At 53.1% G+C, this 13,636-nt stretch carries 12 protein-coding genes; 7 read left to right on the forward strand and 5 right to left on the reverse strand.

Annotated elements, in window-relative coordinates; all coding sequences use genetic code 11:
* Positions 1–6 precede the first annotated feature (6 nt).
* Together IPJ96_10375 and IPJ96_10380 are read right to left on the reverse strand one after the other, a co-directional pair.
* Positions 7–441: a Rieske (2Fe-2S) protein gene (locus tag IPJ96_10375; protein ID MBK7910754.1), complete on the reverse strand. Its 435-nt coding sequence runs from the start codon at positions 439–441 to the stop codon at positions 7–9.
* A gap of 1 nt (position 442) precedes the next feature.
* On the reverse strand, positions 443–1,660 hold the full coding sequence (locus IPJ96_10380) for a hypothetical protein (protein ID MBK7910755.1): 1,218 nt from the start codon (positions 1,658–1,660) through the stop codon (positions 443–445).
* A 189-nt stretch (positions 1,661–1,849) separates the two neighbouring features.
* Here IPJ96_10380 and IPJ96_10385 point away from each other — a divergent pair, with 189 nt between their 5' ends.
* On the forward strand, positions 1,850–3,061 hold the full coding sequence (locus tag IPJ96_10385; protein MBK7910756.1) for a hypothetical protein: 1,212 nt from the start codon (positions 1,850–1,852) through the stop codon (positions 3,059–3,061).
* Between the two features lie 318 nt (positions 3,062–3,379).
* On the opposite strand, the gene IPJ96_10390 is transcribed toward IPJ96_10385, so the two are convergent.
* The gene (locus IPJ96_10390; protein ID MBK7910757.1) at positions 3,380–3,808 is read right to left on the reverse strand and encodes a DUF1761 domain-containing protein; all 429 of its coding nucleotides are present in this window, start codon (positions 3,806–3,808) and stop codon (positions 3,380–3,382) included.
* Positions 3,809–4,043: 235 nt separating this feature from the next.
* The gene (locus tag IPJ96_10395; GenBank protein ID MBK7910758.1) at positions 4,044–4,961 is read right to left on the reverse strand and encodes an SPFH domain-containing protein; all 918 of its coding nucleotides are present in this window, start codon (positions 4,959–4,961) and stop codon (positions 4,044–4,046) included.
* Between the two features lie 122 nt (positions 4,962–5,083).
* On the opposite strand from IPJ96_10395, the gene IPJ96_10400 reads away from it, so the two are divergent.
* The gene (locus tag IPJ96_10400; GenBank protein MBK7910759.1) at positions 5,084–6,487 is read left to right on the forward strand and encodes an aldehyde dehydrogenase family protein; all 1,404 of its coding nucleotides are present in this window, start codon (positions 5,084–5,086) and stop codon (positions 6,485–6,487) included.
* A gap of 118 nt (positions 6,488–6,605) precedes the next feature.
* Complete coding sequence (locus IPJ96_10405; GenBank protein MBK7910760.1) at positions 6,606–7,223, forward strand: NAD(P)-binding domain-containing protein; 618 nt, start codon at positions 6,606–6,608, stop codon at positions 7,221–7,223.
* Positions 7,224–7,244: 21 nt separating this feature from the next.
* Here IPJ96_10405 and IPJ96_10410 read toward each other — a convergent pair whose 3' ends face one another.
* On the reverse strand, positions 7,245–8,003 hold the full coding sequence (locus IPJ96_10410) for a glucose 1-dehydrogenase (GenBank protein ID MBK7910761.1): 759 nt from the start codon (positions 8,001–8,003) through the stop codon (positions 7,245–7,247).
* A 172-nt stretch (positions 8,004–8,175) separates the two neighbouring features.
* Between IPJ96_10410 and IPJ96_10415 the strand changes: the two genes are divergently transcribed.
* Genes IPJ96_10415 through IPJ96_10430 form a run of 4 tightly spaced genes read left to right on the forward strand, consistent with a single transcriptional unit; the run spans position 8,176 to position 13,613 of the window.
* A complete protein-coding gene (locus tag IPJ96_10415) occupies positions 8,176–9,396 on the forward strand; it encodes a sodium:proton antiporter (GenBank protein MBK7910762.1) in 1,221 nt (406 codons plus the stop codon).
* Positions 9,397–9,408: 12 nt separating this feature from the next.
* Positions 9,409–11,205, forward strand: a complete 1,797-nt coding sequence (locus IPJ96_10420) for a hypothetical protein (protein ID MBK7910763.1) — start codon at positions 9,409–9,411, stop codon at positions 11,203–11,205.
* Positions 11,206–11,247: 42 nt separating this feature from the next.
* Positions 11,248–12,396, forward strand: coding sequence for an ABC transporter permease (locus IPJ96_10425; protein ID MBK7910764.1), 1,149 nt, complete (start codon positions 11,248–11,250; stop codon positions 12,394–12,396).
* The gene (locus tag IPJ96_10430; GenBank protein MBK7910765.1) at positions 12,393–13,613 is read left to right on the forward strand and encodes an ABC transporter permease; all 1,221 of its coding nucleotides are present in this window, start codon (positions 12,393–12,395) and stop codon (positions 13,611–13,613) included. The genes IPJ96_10425 and IPJ96_10430 overlap by 4 nt, the downstream gene beginning before the upstream one ends.
* The last annotated feature ends 23 nt before the right edge of the window (positions 13,614–13,636 follow it).

Genomic DNA, 13,636 nt, shown 5'->3' on the forward strand with positions numbered 1-13,636 from the left:
GGGTGGTTAGGAATTGAACTGTATCGTATAATGGTCGGTATGCTCGGTAACGGGGAATTGCTTCAGTCGGCGGATCGCCGGACCAGCCTTCACATCTCCGCTCAGCGAAAAGGAACTGCCGTGCAGGTTGCAGTACAGGCCCGAGTTGGTTGCCACGAGGCGGGTATCTTCATGCGTACACTGCAACAAGAGCGCGGTAGCCGTTTGTCCGGGTTGACGGACCAGCAAGATGTCATAAACCTGCTGGGGTACCCGTACGATCTTCAGGTGCTCCTCCGGTTCAAAGGAACTGAACGGAACATCTATGGAACCTCCGGAAATACCGGCTTCCAGAATGCGAATGGACGAACACGACTGCAGGCTGGCAAGCACGGCCGTCAGGCCCGCGAACTGCGCGCAGGCGAGACAGGATGTCTTGATGAAGTTCCGGCGACTGCTCATATCAGAAACTGTAGGCCAGCCCGAGTTGCAGGAAATCGTTGACCCGTTCGATTCCCGGCGCGGTTGGAGAAGGATTAAAATTCAAGGTAGGTTCCGGCTCGCCGGAGGTGACGTGCTTCCAATCGAATTTGATGGCTACCCCACCGGTCGGCTGATAGGTCAACCCCATGATCAGGAATTGCAAATGATATAGCTCATCGCGGATTCCGTTATCCGGTACACTGGCCATCTGATCCAAACCTTCGTAGCGGGAAAAGACGATCAACTGTCGCTGCTTGTTTTGTTTCTTCGAACGTTCCAGCAGGTTATACCCCGCCTCGACAAAGTAACCATACATCGAGCTGGCCACATTCTTCGCGAATGCGGTATTCAAACGATCTGCATCCGGTACGGAGACCGTAGAAGCGAGGGCTTTGATCGTCCATCCGCTCCGGCGGTATTGCAGATTGAACTCACCCAACGCGACCGGCGTGCCGAACGGGCCACTGTCGAGTCCGAGACTATCCGCCGAACGGGCTGGTAGTCCTACCGTTCCCCCGTAGTATCCGCTTAGCTGGAACCTGAAGTTTCGGTAGTAATAAAGAAGCGAAGCGGTCGTTCCAAGATTGGACCCGGTGGCTCTTCTACCTTCAAAGCGGGCATCCCGAATACCATTTGAACCGCTTATTCCGGATGCATCCAAACCGTTCATGATACCGAGGCTCCAGTTCAAACCGGGGATACGGTCACTCATGCCATAGTAACCTACGCCGATCTCTCTCCAGGTAGACGGAAGAATACGCGTCTCCACTTCGTGCCGGTCGTTGCCGTTGAAGGTAGTAGGCAAATGGTTCTCGTTGATGATCCCGATGCGGGGAATGAACAAACCCGCCAGCAGGTAATGGTTCCGGTTGAGATCGAATTTCAGTACAGCCTGCTCCAGCGAGATCTCCCCTCCACTTCCGTCTACTTTCGCGTCTTCCAACTCAAGTTCGGAGAAGAACGAGATCTTCGGATTGAACCGATAACCGACGAAGAGAATGTTGCGTGTGAGATTGGCCTGCGCTGTTCCGTTGTCAGCATGATATGCATACTTGGCTTCACCGTAGGCAGATAAAATGACACTACGGCTGTTCGGCGATAGTCCGGCATTCAGCGAATCCTCCCGGGTCATGAACTGAGCAAGGGTACAATGAGAAAACCCCAATAAAAACAGAAGCAGCGCGATCGAACGATTCATTATATAGAGCTAAGGGATTAGGGAGGGCAAATATCTATTTAGAATCATTCTAAACAAGATGATGATTGTCATTTTTTCATCCTAACCATGTTATAAAATTGATTTACAGGTATTTAAATATGATGAAGTCTTCCTTTTTCAGGATTCTCACAGTCGATTTGGCTGAGAAAGCGCGGAATTCTATTTTGTATGCATTCACCATTTCCAGCTTCCCAGCTATTCAACATGTATTACCGTTTCATCCTGGCCGGCGCCATCTTCCTCCAACTATCGGCATGCAAAGCTCCCGATTCACCCGGTACTGCCGAGGAATTCTCCGAAGGAAAAAAAGAATGGATCGAGGGTAAAGACTACACCATTCTTGAACGCGTCAGGATCCGGGATGAACAGGGGTTCGGACAGCCGGTCACCGCTTACTCACTGCTGGTACCCAAGGGATGGAAAACCGAGGGTGGTATCACCTGGAGGGTCGGACACACTTGCATGCAGGAAGTGGTGAATAACCGGGTTCACTTCACTTCGGGGGATGGCGCGATTTCCATCGACTTCTTCCCTACCCGCAGTTGGGAATGGAACGACGATCCGACCATGCTGCAGGCGATGCAAAACAATGCTGCGAGTGGCTTCAAGCGATGCGATTACCAGCAGCCGCTCGACGCGGGCGACTACCTCCGGAATGTGTTCCTGCATGAGATCGGAGATCCCGAGGTCGTTTCACTCAAGACGAACGAGACGCTTCAACCGTTGATGGAAGCACAGGCGAGGAAAGGCACGGAACTCCTGCGTGCAGCGGGTGTCCAGGCCGTCAATTATCGACCGACGGCTGTCATCGCAGACCTCCGGTATCCCGATGGCAGCCTCGGTAAGGCGCTATGCTCGGTGAATCAGGTGATCAGCAGTTTCCCCAATTACCTCACCGGTGGCTACAGTGCCGGTTACCAATGCTCGTCCGAACAACGCATCCTGGTCAGGGGTTCGAAAGAAAAGATGGCCGAGGCTGAAAAGATCCTCAGCACCATGTTGTCGAGCCTCCGAATCAATCCCGAATGGCAAGCGGCCGTTCAACAAACCTTCAGCAACATCGCAAAAGTTGAACAACGCGAGAATGCCAAACGCGCGGAGATCACCCGGCAGGCCAACGAAGACATCAGTCGAATGCGGATGGAAACCTGGGAATCTACGCAACAGAGCCAGGACCGGATCATGGAGGAATCGGGCCGGGTATTGCGCGGTGTCGAGCAATGGACCGATCCCGCTACGGGAGACAAGCTGGAACTCACTGCAGGTTACAATGAAGCCTGGAGTAAAAGCGACGGAACCTATATCCTGAGCAACGACCCCTTGTTCGATCCGAACGTCGTTTTCCAGGAAGACTGGAAAAAGCTCGGAAAACCGAATTGAAGAGCCGGCCGGCCGTACATCAACTGCCACCACTTATCCGAAAAAGCTGCCGCCCGTTCAGTGTCCATCCCCCTTCGGAGGACACAGCAGTACATTTGAATCACCAGGTTGCAGTCACGGGCAGTTCAGCTCAATCCACCTCCAAGTTCCGTGACTCGACAGGAAACCTCGGGTCGCAGCGATGGTTTCCATTCAAACGGTGAAATTTTCTTTTTACCTGGTTTTTAGCCGGCCAAATTGGCCGGCTTTTTTCATTTCAGGCAATACCATTCCTGTCCCGAACCGGTTGGTCCGAGCGCATCATCCAAACGTGATCTTTTAGGAAGCCGATTGTTTTCCGCGACCGAGCATGAAGCCCACCGCCGCTCCGATTCCGGAAGCCCAGACGGTATTGGAAACAACATCGACTACCAATCCTACCGGCGATGTGAACAAGTTCATCATCGACATGAACGACAGGTCGACACTGAGGTAGAAGAAGAATCCTACAACAGCAGCGAGCTTCAATCCTGCCACCGGGGTATCAACACCTGTTCGATTACCCAGCCAGGCCAGCAGGAATGCAACACACAGGTTGCTGACGAACATGAGTGCCAGGTTCATCTCGCCTTCCCCCTTCATCAACCCCTCGTAGTGGATCATGTTCTTGTCCATGAAATCCGCGAGGAGAATTCCGAAAAGCAACCATCCCAATAAAAAAGCGACGACTCCGCCAACGATTGCAGCAAGTAATACTTTTGTGTTCATTGGTTTTGGGTTTTAGATCCTACTAAACTAGGATTTACTCACCATTCCACCGAATGAAATTGACAAGGGGCTTAATTCGAAAAAAAATCGCTTTTAAATAGAGCAGTCAGCCCATTTCACAATAAACCATAGCGTAAAATCGGCATCTTGTTCGCCCCACACATCGTGGAATTACACAATAAAACTCCGACCGATTTCCTCTGCCTGACAATTCATTTACAAACCGGAGAAAAGTTTATTCCCTGGCCTTCACCATGCCCATGATCTGTTGCATGGTCCGTTGCATGCCATCACTGGATCCATCCAGAAAGATCACATTGCCTTTTCCGTATTCCGCGAAATTCTTGATCGCCTCCGTCCACATGGAGAACAGGATCACATTCGTATCCAGATTCGCCTGCTTCATCTGCTCCGCTGCCTGGCTCATGCCGCGTGCGACCTCTTCCCGGAACAGGGCCACTCCCTGACCACGAAGCCGTGCTGCTTCGCGCTCCGCTTCCGCCGCGATCTTGATCGCATTGCCCTCCGCCTCCGCCGCTTTGGTCTTGGTGATCAACAACGCCTGGCCTTCGTTCTCCGCCGCGGCTTTGAGGTTATTGCTGGCCACCACCTTACTCATACTCTCCATAACCGCCTGATCGAAGGTGATGTCGTTGATCTGAAGATCCTGCAAATGATACCCCCACTCTTCCAGCGTATGATCGATGCCGGCTTTTACGTATTCAACGATCTCGCGACGCTGACCCAGGATCTCCGCCTGCTTCTTGGTTGCCACGTACGAACGGATATTGCCTTCGATCGTCCGCACCATCGCCTGCATCAGGTCCTTCTCACTGATGAACTTGAACGCCACTTTCTTGATCGTCTCCTCGTTGGAATCCATGACCGAATAGAGCAACATGCTCTTGAAATAGACATTCGCCTGATCCGCGGTAACGGCCTGAAACTCCATCTCCACCGAACGGTTCTGGATGCTGACGCGGCGATACACCTTTTCAATGATCGGAATCTTGAACCGCAAACCCGGCGCGAGAATGCGTTGATACTTACCGAACAGGGTGATGACGGCAATCGTACCCTGATTGACGGTCAGCAGTCCGGAAAAAACGATGATGGCACCGAAGAAGATAAACACAATGGAACCGATTGGCATAGTCGTGGATTTAGCTGGGTAAAGTTATCACAAACCGGCTGAGTCCGGATAAAGTTGAAGAAATCGTTTTACGACCTTCCATCCGGCAGTACTGCTCCCCGCAAAGCTTACCTTTGGTTTCGATGCCGCTGACTACCGGAGAATTCGAAGTGTTTCGTTCGGGCGCCCGTAACTACAGGCGAAAACCTATCACTGTCCGATTAAAGTACCTGTCAGCGCTGGAAGAATGGATCCTCGAAAATCTTCCGGTTATCCGAAAGGCGCTTTCCGACGACCTTGGTAAACCGGCAATGGAGAGCGACCTGACCGAAGCATACGGAGTACTGGGTGAGATCCGGCATGCGAGGTCCCGCTTGCCCGAATGGATGGCCGATCAACCGGTGGGTACGCCACTCTCCATGATCGGGACACGTGCCTGGAGTTGTCAGGAACCGAAAGGGGTTTGTTTATTGATCGGCCCGTGGAACTTCCCATTCCTATTGATGGTCGGACCGCTTATCAGTGCTCTGGCAGCCGGCAATGCAACCATACTGAAACCTTCCGAGTTCGCCCCCGCTACCGGACGACTGCTGACACAAATGGTCGCGGCCGTCTTCCCTGCCGATCTTGTTTGTGTAAAGGAAGGTGATCACACCGTCTCCGAGCAGTTATTGACCCTGCCGTTCGATCATGTGTTCTTTACCGGAAGCGCCCGGGTGGGCAAGATCGTGCACGCTGCAGCAGCTCAGTTAAACGCATCCGTAACCCTGGAACTCGGCGGACAATGTCCGGTGATCGTTTGCGCGGATGCCGACCTGGAAGATGCAGCAAGAAAGATCGTCGCTGCCAAATTTTTCAACTGCGGGCAAGCCTGTGTTGCCCCGGACCACGTTTTGGTAGATGCAAGGGTCTTCGATCCATTCCTGAATATCCTGCGTGAACAGGTGACGGCGCTCTTTGGCGATTCCCAGCAGATCGAACAATCCCCGGACTATGGCCGACTCATCCACCGGCAACATGCCGAACGCCTGCATAAACTCCTGAATGACGCCCTCGCGTCCGGTGCGGTGCTTCGACTCGGCGGAATATCACGCCCGGAACAGCGATTCATGGCCCCGACCATCATCACCGGAACAGCGTCAAGCATGCGCATCCGGCAGGAAGAAATTTTCGGGCCGATACTGCCGGTGGAACCATTCGAATCGCTGGAAACGGCTTTGTTGGAATCGGGAGGTCAGGACATTCCGCTTGCAGTCTACGCGTTCACCCGCAGCCGCACCAACCTTGAATTGATCCGGGATGAACGGAGGTCGGGAGCTTTGTTGTGGAACGATTGCGCCGTTCACTTCCTGCATCCCGGATTACCCTTCGGTGGTCTTCAGGGAAGCGGACTCGGTCGCGCACACGGACATGCCGGCTTTTTGACGTTCAGCAACCAGCGCTCCATTTTGAAACAGCGGATCGGCTGGACCGGTATTCGCTTGTTCTATCCGCCCTACTCGCGCCTCAAGCGTCGGCTTGCCGACTTGTTGCTTCGCTGGTTCTGAGAAAAACAGGTTGCAGGTGCCTGTTACTATCCTTTTTGACTATTACTTTCTATTAAGATAGTAATATGAAGGAAATGTTATCCTTGCCAACTTTGTCATCTTCCAACTCAGTCAATCCATGAACATTGCCATTATTGGTAGCGGAAACGTAGGCGGAGCCCTGGCTTCCCGTTGGGCCGCAAAAGGACATCGCATCTTCCTTGGTGTACGCGATCCACAGCATTTCAAAGGCCAGGCGCTGACCGAATTGCCTGCCGTAGCCGTCTTTACCATTCCGGAGGCAGTCCGTCAGAGCGAGGCAATCCTACTGGCGACACCCGCTACCGCCGCAATAGAGGTGGCACAATCGCTGGGCGACACAGCCGGCAAGGTCATCCTTGATGCGATGAACGTCGTGATGGGGCGCGGTCCGCAAGGATTTTCGAATACGGCTGACGCCATCCTGGCTCATACTGCCAGCCGGGATGTGGTGAAGTGTTTCAATACGACCGGTTTTAACAACATGAAAGACCCCATCTACCAAGGCATGCCGATCGATCTCTTCATGGCGGGCGACAGCGCCCGGGGAAAAGCGATTGCTCGTCAACTGGCAATCGACGCCGGATTCGCGGAATGCTATGATGCAGGTGGCAACGATAAGTTCCAATTGATGGAGCAATTCGCTTTTTTCTGGATCAATCTCGCGATGATGCAGGGACTCGGCAGGGAAATCGGATTCAAGCTCCTCAGGCGTTGAAGTAGCTTTTCCTGAATCGGATCAGTAGGCCGTCCACCCGCCATCGGCGGTCAACACAGCTCCATTGACAAAACTGGAAGCGTCGGAGACCAGGAACAGTGCCGTTCGGGCGATCTCCTCCGGCTCCCCCATCCGGGGCATGGTACCCATGCCCGGAAGGCTGCGCTCATAGCCGAACGGATCCGGATGCATATCACGGCCGATGTTGGTATTCACACCACCGGGCGCGATCGCGTTGCAGCGTATTCCCTTTTGGGCATAGACGTATCCAATGTTCTTCGTCAGACCGATCACAGCGTGCTTGGAAGTAGTATAAGCAGCTCCGGCCCGCGCTCCGTGGAGCCCGCCGACGGACGCGATATTCAGGATCACCCCTTTACCTTGTTTTAACATGATCGGTATCGCTGCGCGGCAAGCGTAAAAGGGTCCGTCCAGGTTAATGCGGAGCACCTTGTTCCAGACATCATTTGAAACATGCTCGACCGGGTGAAAGTCATCCATGACGCCGGCATTGTTCACCAGAATGTCGACACTACCGAAATGCTCCATCGCTCCCGCAATCAGGGACCGGATATCCGACTCCAGGCTGACATTACACGGAATGCCGATAGCCGTACCACCGGATTGGCGAATGGACTCGACTACCGTGTCCAGTTCCGCCTGATGAAGATCCGCTGCCACCACCCTGGCACCTTCTGCAGCGAATAAAATGGCCATGGCCTTACCCATTCCGGAAGCGGCTCCGGTAATGATCGCGGTTTGATTGGACAATTGATTCATACGATTTGTGGTTTAATTTCAAGTTTGAGACTTGTCACGTACAATTCAACTACAAAGTGACAACTATTTCATTATTCCCACCATGACGACTATCAGAAAATCCCCCAATGATCTAAATTTACGGAAAGATGACTAGCACATTTTGTGGGGAAAAAACTGAAGGGATATTTGTATGACCTCTGCGATCCTGATTACGTTTTGCTGCCTGTTTCTTCTGGCTTACATCTTTGATCTAACCGCAGGACGGTCTCGGATCCCTTCAGTCATACTCTTACTGTTGACTGGTTGGCTCGTCCGCCACCTCGTTTCGTGGTTGCATATCCAGTTACCTGAATTATCTCCCTTACTACCGGTTATTGGAACCATCGGTCTGATCATGATCGTTTTAGAAGGTTCGCTTGAATTGGAGTTGAACCATCAGAAGCGATCATTGATCATGCGTTCATTCCTCGTCGCGCTCATCCCGATGATGTTGATGGCGGGAGTCCTGACCTGGTGGTTCCAGTATCAGGAAGGAGGTTCCCTTCGGAATCACCTGTTGAATGTCCTTCCACTTTGCGTTATCAGCAGCGCCGTGGCAATTCCCAGTGTCCGTCTATTCTCGAAAACAGAACGGGAATTCGTCACCTACGAGAGCAGCTTTTCAGACATTCTTGGAGTTACATTCTTCAATTTCATTTCCATTAACCAGGAATTGACATTCGGTGCATTTGGCTACTTCGCGCTTGATCTCGTGTTTATTATCGCCATCTCGGTCGTAGCAACATTATTACTGTCGATTCTGCTCAGCCGGATCGGCCATCATGTAAAATTCGTTCCAATAATGCTCATGGTGCTGCTGATTTATGGCATCACAAAAAGCCTGCATCTTCCAGGATTGATCTTCGTCATGATTTTCGGATTGTTTGTAGGAAATTTTAACAAATTGACTCGATACTCCTGGGCGGAATATTTCAGACCGCAATCACTCTTAAGTGAAGCGCATCGCTTTCGGGAAATCACGGGAGAGGGAGCCTTTCTGATCCGGGCATCCTTCTTCATCTTGTTCGGTTTTCTGATCGATGACAAAGGATTACTGAATGTCGATACATTGTTGCAGTCCGGAATTGTGGTCGGGGTAATCTTCAGTATCAGGGCAGTCCTACTCCTCCTCACCGGATTGTCGCTTCGCCCTCTGCTATTCATCGCTCCAAGAGGCCTTATCACCATCTTGCTCTTCCTCTCGATCTTGCCAGATGAAAAGACGGGCAGCATCAGTCAGTCATTGCTGCTCCAGGTTATTCTGCTCTCCGCATTGATCATGACCCTCGGGACCCTCCTCGGCAGCCGAAAACACAGACGAACCTCGAGTATTCCGGAGCCAGACGAAAATAAATCAATCTTGAATCCTTAGCTTGCATCCGCTATGCGTGTTGCATTTTTTCTGGCAATCTTGTTGGCAGCATCCTGTCAGGACATTGTCCGGCAGGAAAACCAACGCCCGGTGTACGGGACCGTTCGTTTACCGGATGCCGGTCAACCTGCGGCTGACTGGGACACGACCGACCAATTACTGGTACATTTTACGGCGGAGCCGGACAACCTGCATCCTACCAATGGGACTTCCTCCCAACGGAGCGAGATCAACCTGTACACCCAGGGATACCTGGTCCAGACGGATCTCCGCACGGGCCAGCTGATGCCGGTTTTGGTAGAACGTCTGCCGGATACCGCGTTGAACGGAACGAGCTTCACCTACCAGCTTCGGGGAGATGTCCGATGGGATGACGGCTCACCCCTGCAAGTCGACGATGTGGTCTTCACGGCCAAAGCAAACAAATGCTCCCTGACCCTGAATCCGGGTGTGAAGGTCTATTGGCAAAATGTCGCTTCCGTGGAAGCGGTAACTGGAAGCCCGCGTGCCTTCCGCGTGATTTTAAAGAAGACCAATATTCAAAACGTGGCCTTCCTCAGTGGCTTCCCGATTATGGAACGTAAATTCCATGACCCCGACAATGTGCTGAAGGAAGTCAGCTTCTCGCAGCTCGAAGATCCGACCTTTGTTTCCTCTGCCTTAACGGAATGGGCAGCCGAGTTCAACAACGACCGCTATGGTCGGGATCCGAACTTTCTGAACGGTCTTGGGCCGTATAAGGTGAGCCGATGGGAAGCGGGACAATCCATCACGCTCGAACGGAAAGCACACCATTGGTCTGGAAAACCGGAAGGACCTCAACGTATACTCTTCCGGGTGGTCCGTGATGAAAACGCCCAGGCATTGGAATTCCGCTCACAGAAACTGGACGTGTCCACCAATTGCTCGATGGGAGCTTTCCTTTCCCTTCAAGCCGATCCGGAACTTCGTAAAAACTATCGATTCGCTGTCTCGCCCACCTATAATTACACTTATCTCTGCTTCAACATGCGTCCGGACTCAGGCGATCGACCGGCTTTGTTCAATGACGCAGCTACCCGGCGGCCGCTTGCCCTGATGACACCGGTCGATCGGATCATCAGGCTGATCTATTCTGATTATGCTGGTGCCTGTCACCGGATGTCGGGCAATGTATCGGCCCTGAAGCCGGAGTTTGACACCACACTCACACCCTTACCATTCGATCCCAGTCGCGGACGGGAAATGCTCCGGCAAACCGGCTGGCTCGACACGAACGGCGACGGCGTGCTCGAACGGACAGTCAATGGCAAGACCGTCCCATTCGAAGCGGAACTTGCTTACCTGAGTGTCAGTCCGGATTGGCGCGACATGGCCAAAGTGATCCGTGACGAATGGGCACGCGCAGGTATCAAGCTGAACCTGGTTCCGATGGAACTGAAGCGCTTTCAGGAAACGGCCCGCTCCCACCGCTTCGATCTGCTGTTAGGAAGTTGGTCAGCCACTTCCCTTCCCGAAGACTACGGGCAATTGTGGGGAACCGCTTCCTGGCAGAATCATGGATCCAACTTCAGCGGATTCGGATCGACAGCAACCGACGTCTTGATCGATTCGATCCGGCAATCGGTCAGTCTTTCGGATTACTACCGGTATAGCCGCAGCTTGCAACAAACCATCCGGGAGGAACAACCCATGGTCTTTCTTTATTCTTCCCTGCGCAGGGTCATTGTACATAAACGCTACGAAAACGCGATCATCTTTCCGGAACGTCCCGGCATTCGTCTCGACTCATTGCGTTTATTCACAAGCACTCGGAAAAACCCTTCCTGACGCCCTCCGGCTGATCGTAGTGGCCGGTTATCTTTGAAATCGATGGGGCGCTTCCTGTTTCGTCGTCTGTTGTCGGGTTGCCTGGTGATGCTGGGCCTTTTGCTGCTTGCCTTCGTGTTGCAGAACGCGCTGCCCGGTGATCCGACGGATCAGTGGTTCCGGGAAAATGACAATTCCGCGAGTACACAGCAGGAAAGGGCGGCCTGGCGTCAACGGCTTGGACTGGATCTTCCTGTCTTCTATCTCACACTCGGAACCCTTGCGGATCATTCGAAAACCGCTACTCCCCCGACACTGCGTGCCGAAACCGATTCGAATTGGCGTCACCATGTTCCCGTACTAAAGTGGCACCCTGACAATCGTTTTCACCGTTGGCTGTTCGGTGATGCCGCTTTCTCGCGCGGTATTATCCGAGGCGACTTCGGCATATCCTGGAATTCGCGACAACCCGTCGCCGATCTGCTTTCACATCGCATCGGCTGGTCCATCTTGCTGACCTTCATTTCCCTGATGCTCGCTTATCTGTTGAGTTATCCGGTAGCCCTGCGTGCTGTTCAATACCCCGGCTCACGGTTCGACCATTTCTTCACTCGACTGCGACACATCTGCCTTTCACTGCCGGTGTTCTGGGTCGGCGGAATGCTCTTGCTGTTGCTGGCAAATCCTTCCATCGTGCAAATCTTTCCGGTCACCGGTGTTTCGCCTGCCGGCGGATGGCCGGCATCCGCTTCCTGGATTTCACGATTGTACGGCACGATTCCCTACCTCATCCTGCCGACTGTATCCTATTGCTATGGCAGTTGGGCATTTCTCACCGGTCAATTCCGAGAGACACTTTTCCGAGAAATGCAGTCCGATTATTTCAAGACCGCGCTTGCAAAAGGACTCGATCAGAAAAAAGCCCTCTACGTCCACGCGTTTCGCAACACCTGGATCCAGGCCTTCGCACTTTTTGGCTTCGCCTTCCCGGCAGCAATCGGAGGTTCCATCGTCATTGAGTCCATCTTTGGAATTCCGGGGATGGGATTCACGATCTACGAAGCGATCGATGCACGCGACTTTCCGGTCATGAATGCGGTCTTTCTGCTGAGCGGATTGTTTACGCTGATCGGGCTCCTGATCTCCGACCTGCTCGTGTATCGTTCCGACCCCCGGATTCATTCGCCTTCAACTTCAAGCACGGTATCATGAGTATTCGGTTGTCGGAGTTTACCGTGTTCAAAGGCTCGAAACATCAACGGCGGGCGTTTCGCATGCTTGGTGTTTTCATCCTGGTGGCGCTGCTGGCTCCTGTTCTGGCCAACCGTAATCCACTGATGCTTCGTATTGACGGCAAGACCAGTTTCCCGGCACTGAGCGGAAATCCGTATGTGGAGTTACCGCAGGAAAACGGAGAATGGAAAGCAGTACTAGCCGCCGATATCGACTGGCGCACGTTTCAACGAGGCTTCACCCTCCTTGCTCCGATCCCGTATGCTCCTGCCGACCTGGATCCCGCCAACGCGAACTTTCAATCACCCTTCTCGAAACAGTTTCTGGCATCCGACACCGGCTCGATCGAACTCCCATTGCGCTACCGTCACTGGCTGGGCACAACGCGGACAGGTGGAGACCTGCTATCCGCCCTCATCCATGGCACCCGGTATGCCTTGCTGATCGGCTTTCTGGCAGCGCTCCTCTCTGCCCTGATTGGAATTACACTGGGGTTATTCGCCGGATACTTTGGTGATCGTCACTTCCTGGTGCATCCGGGATCGTTCATCTTAATACTGGCACTTTTCTTTATCGCCTGGTTCGAAGGCAGTTTCATTCCTGGCCGTTACGGGCTTCAAGCAAGCCTTGGTTGGTGGTTATTACCATTGATCGGAATGTTACTGACCTTGCGCGTTCGCGGGAAGAAAGCCACCCTGCGACTGCCGATTGATACAATGGTCCGTGCGGTCATGAGCGTCTTCCTGGCAGTACCCCGGCTAGTCTGGATCATCCTGATCGGTGCAACGCTGACACCATCGGTCTCGCTGGTGATCCTGACCATTGGATTGACCGGATGGGCGGAATTCACCCAACTGACCAGAGCGGAAACCCTGCGACTCCGCGGATCCGGGTTTGCGGAAAACGCGCGCGCCGCGGGTTTGCGGGATGTACGGATCCTCTTCCGGCATTTGTTACCGAATTTCGGATCCCTGTTGGTCCTGATCTTTTTTTATCACATGGCCGGAGCGATCCTGGCCGAGTCCGCTTTGTCGTTTCTCGGTGCCGGTGTTCCGCACGATATCGTAACCTGGGGAAGCCTGTTGCAGGAAGGTCGACAGGATTTGCAGGCGTGGTGGGTGCTGGTATTTCCGGGTTGCTGCCTGTTCCTGCTCTTGAACAGCCTTCAGTCCATGCGAAGAACCACCGGTTCTTAACATTCTTTAACCTCGTTTTTCAC

The sequence above is a fragment of the Bacteroidota bacterium genome (genome assembly GCA_016713765.1).
In the GTDB taxonomy this organism is placed as follows: domain Bacteria; phylum Bacteroidota; class Bacteroidia; order AKYH767-A; family 2013-40CM-41-45; genus Pollutiaquabacter; species Pollutiaquabacter aromativorans.

Coding starts and splice junctions, on each gene's coding strand:
- IPJ96_10375 (MBK7910754.1), bottom strand. CDS start 441: ATGAGCAGTCGCCGGAACTTCATCAAGACATCCTGTCTCGCCTGCGCG.
- IPJ96_10380 (MBK7910755.1), bottom strand. CDS start 1,660: ATGAATCGTTCGATCGCGCTGCTTCTGTTTTTATTGGGGTTTTCTCAT.
- IPJ96_10385 (MBK7910756.1), top strand. CDS start 1,850: ATGCATTCACCATTTCCAGCTTCCCAGCTATTCAACATGTATTACCGT.
- IPJ96_10390 (MBK7910757.1), bottom strand. CDS start 3,808: ATGAACACAAAAGTATTACTTGCTGCAATCGTTGGCGGAGTCGTCGCT.
- IPJ96_10395 (MBK7910758.1), bottom strand. CDS start 4,961: ATGCCAATCGGTTCCATTGTGTTTATCTTCTTCGGTGCCATCATCGTT.
- IPJ96_10400 (MBK7910759.1), top strand. CDS start 5,084: ATGCCGCTGACTACCGGAGAATTCGAAGTGTTTCGTTCGGGCGCCCGT.
- IPJ96_10405 (MBK7910760.1), top strand. CDS start 6,606: ATGAACATTGCCATTATTGGTAGCGGAAACGTAGGCGGAGCCCTGGCT.
- IPJ96_10410 (MBK7910761.1), bottom strand. CDS start 8,003: ATGAATCAATTGTCCAATCAAACCGCGATCATTACCGGAGCCGCTTCC.
- IPJ96_10415 (MBK7910762.1), top strand. CDS start 8,176: ATGACCTCTGCGATCCTGATTACGTTTTGCTGCCTGTTTCTTCTGGCT.
- IPJ96_10420 (MBK7910763.1), top strand. CDS start 9,409: ATGCGTGTTGCATTTTTTCTGGCAATCTTGTTGGCAGCATCCTGTCAG.
- IPJ96_10425 (MBK7910764.1), top strand. CDS start 11,248: ATGGGGCGCTTCCTGTTTCGTCGTCTGTTGTCGGGTTGCCTGGTGATG.
- IPJ96_10430 (MBK7910765.1), top strand. CDS start 12,393: ATGAGTATTCGGTTGTCGGAGTTTACCGTGTTCAAAGGCTCGAAACAT.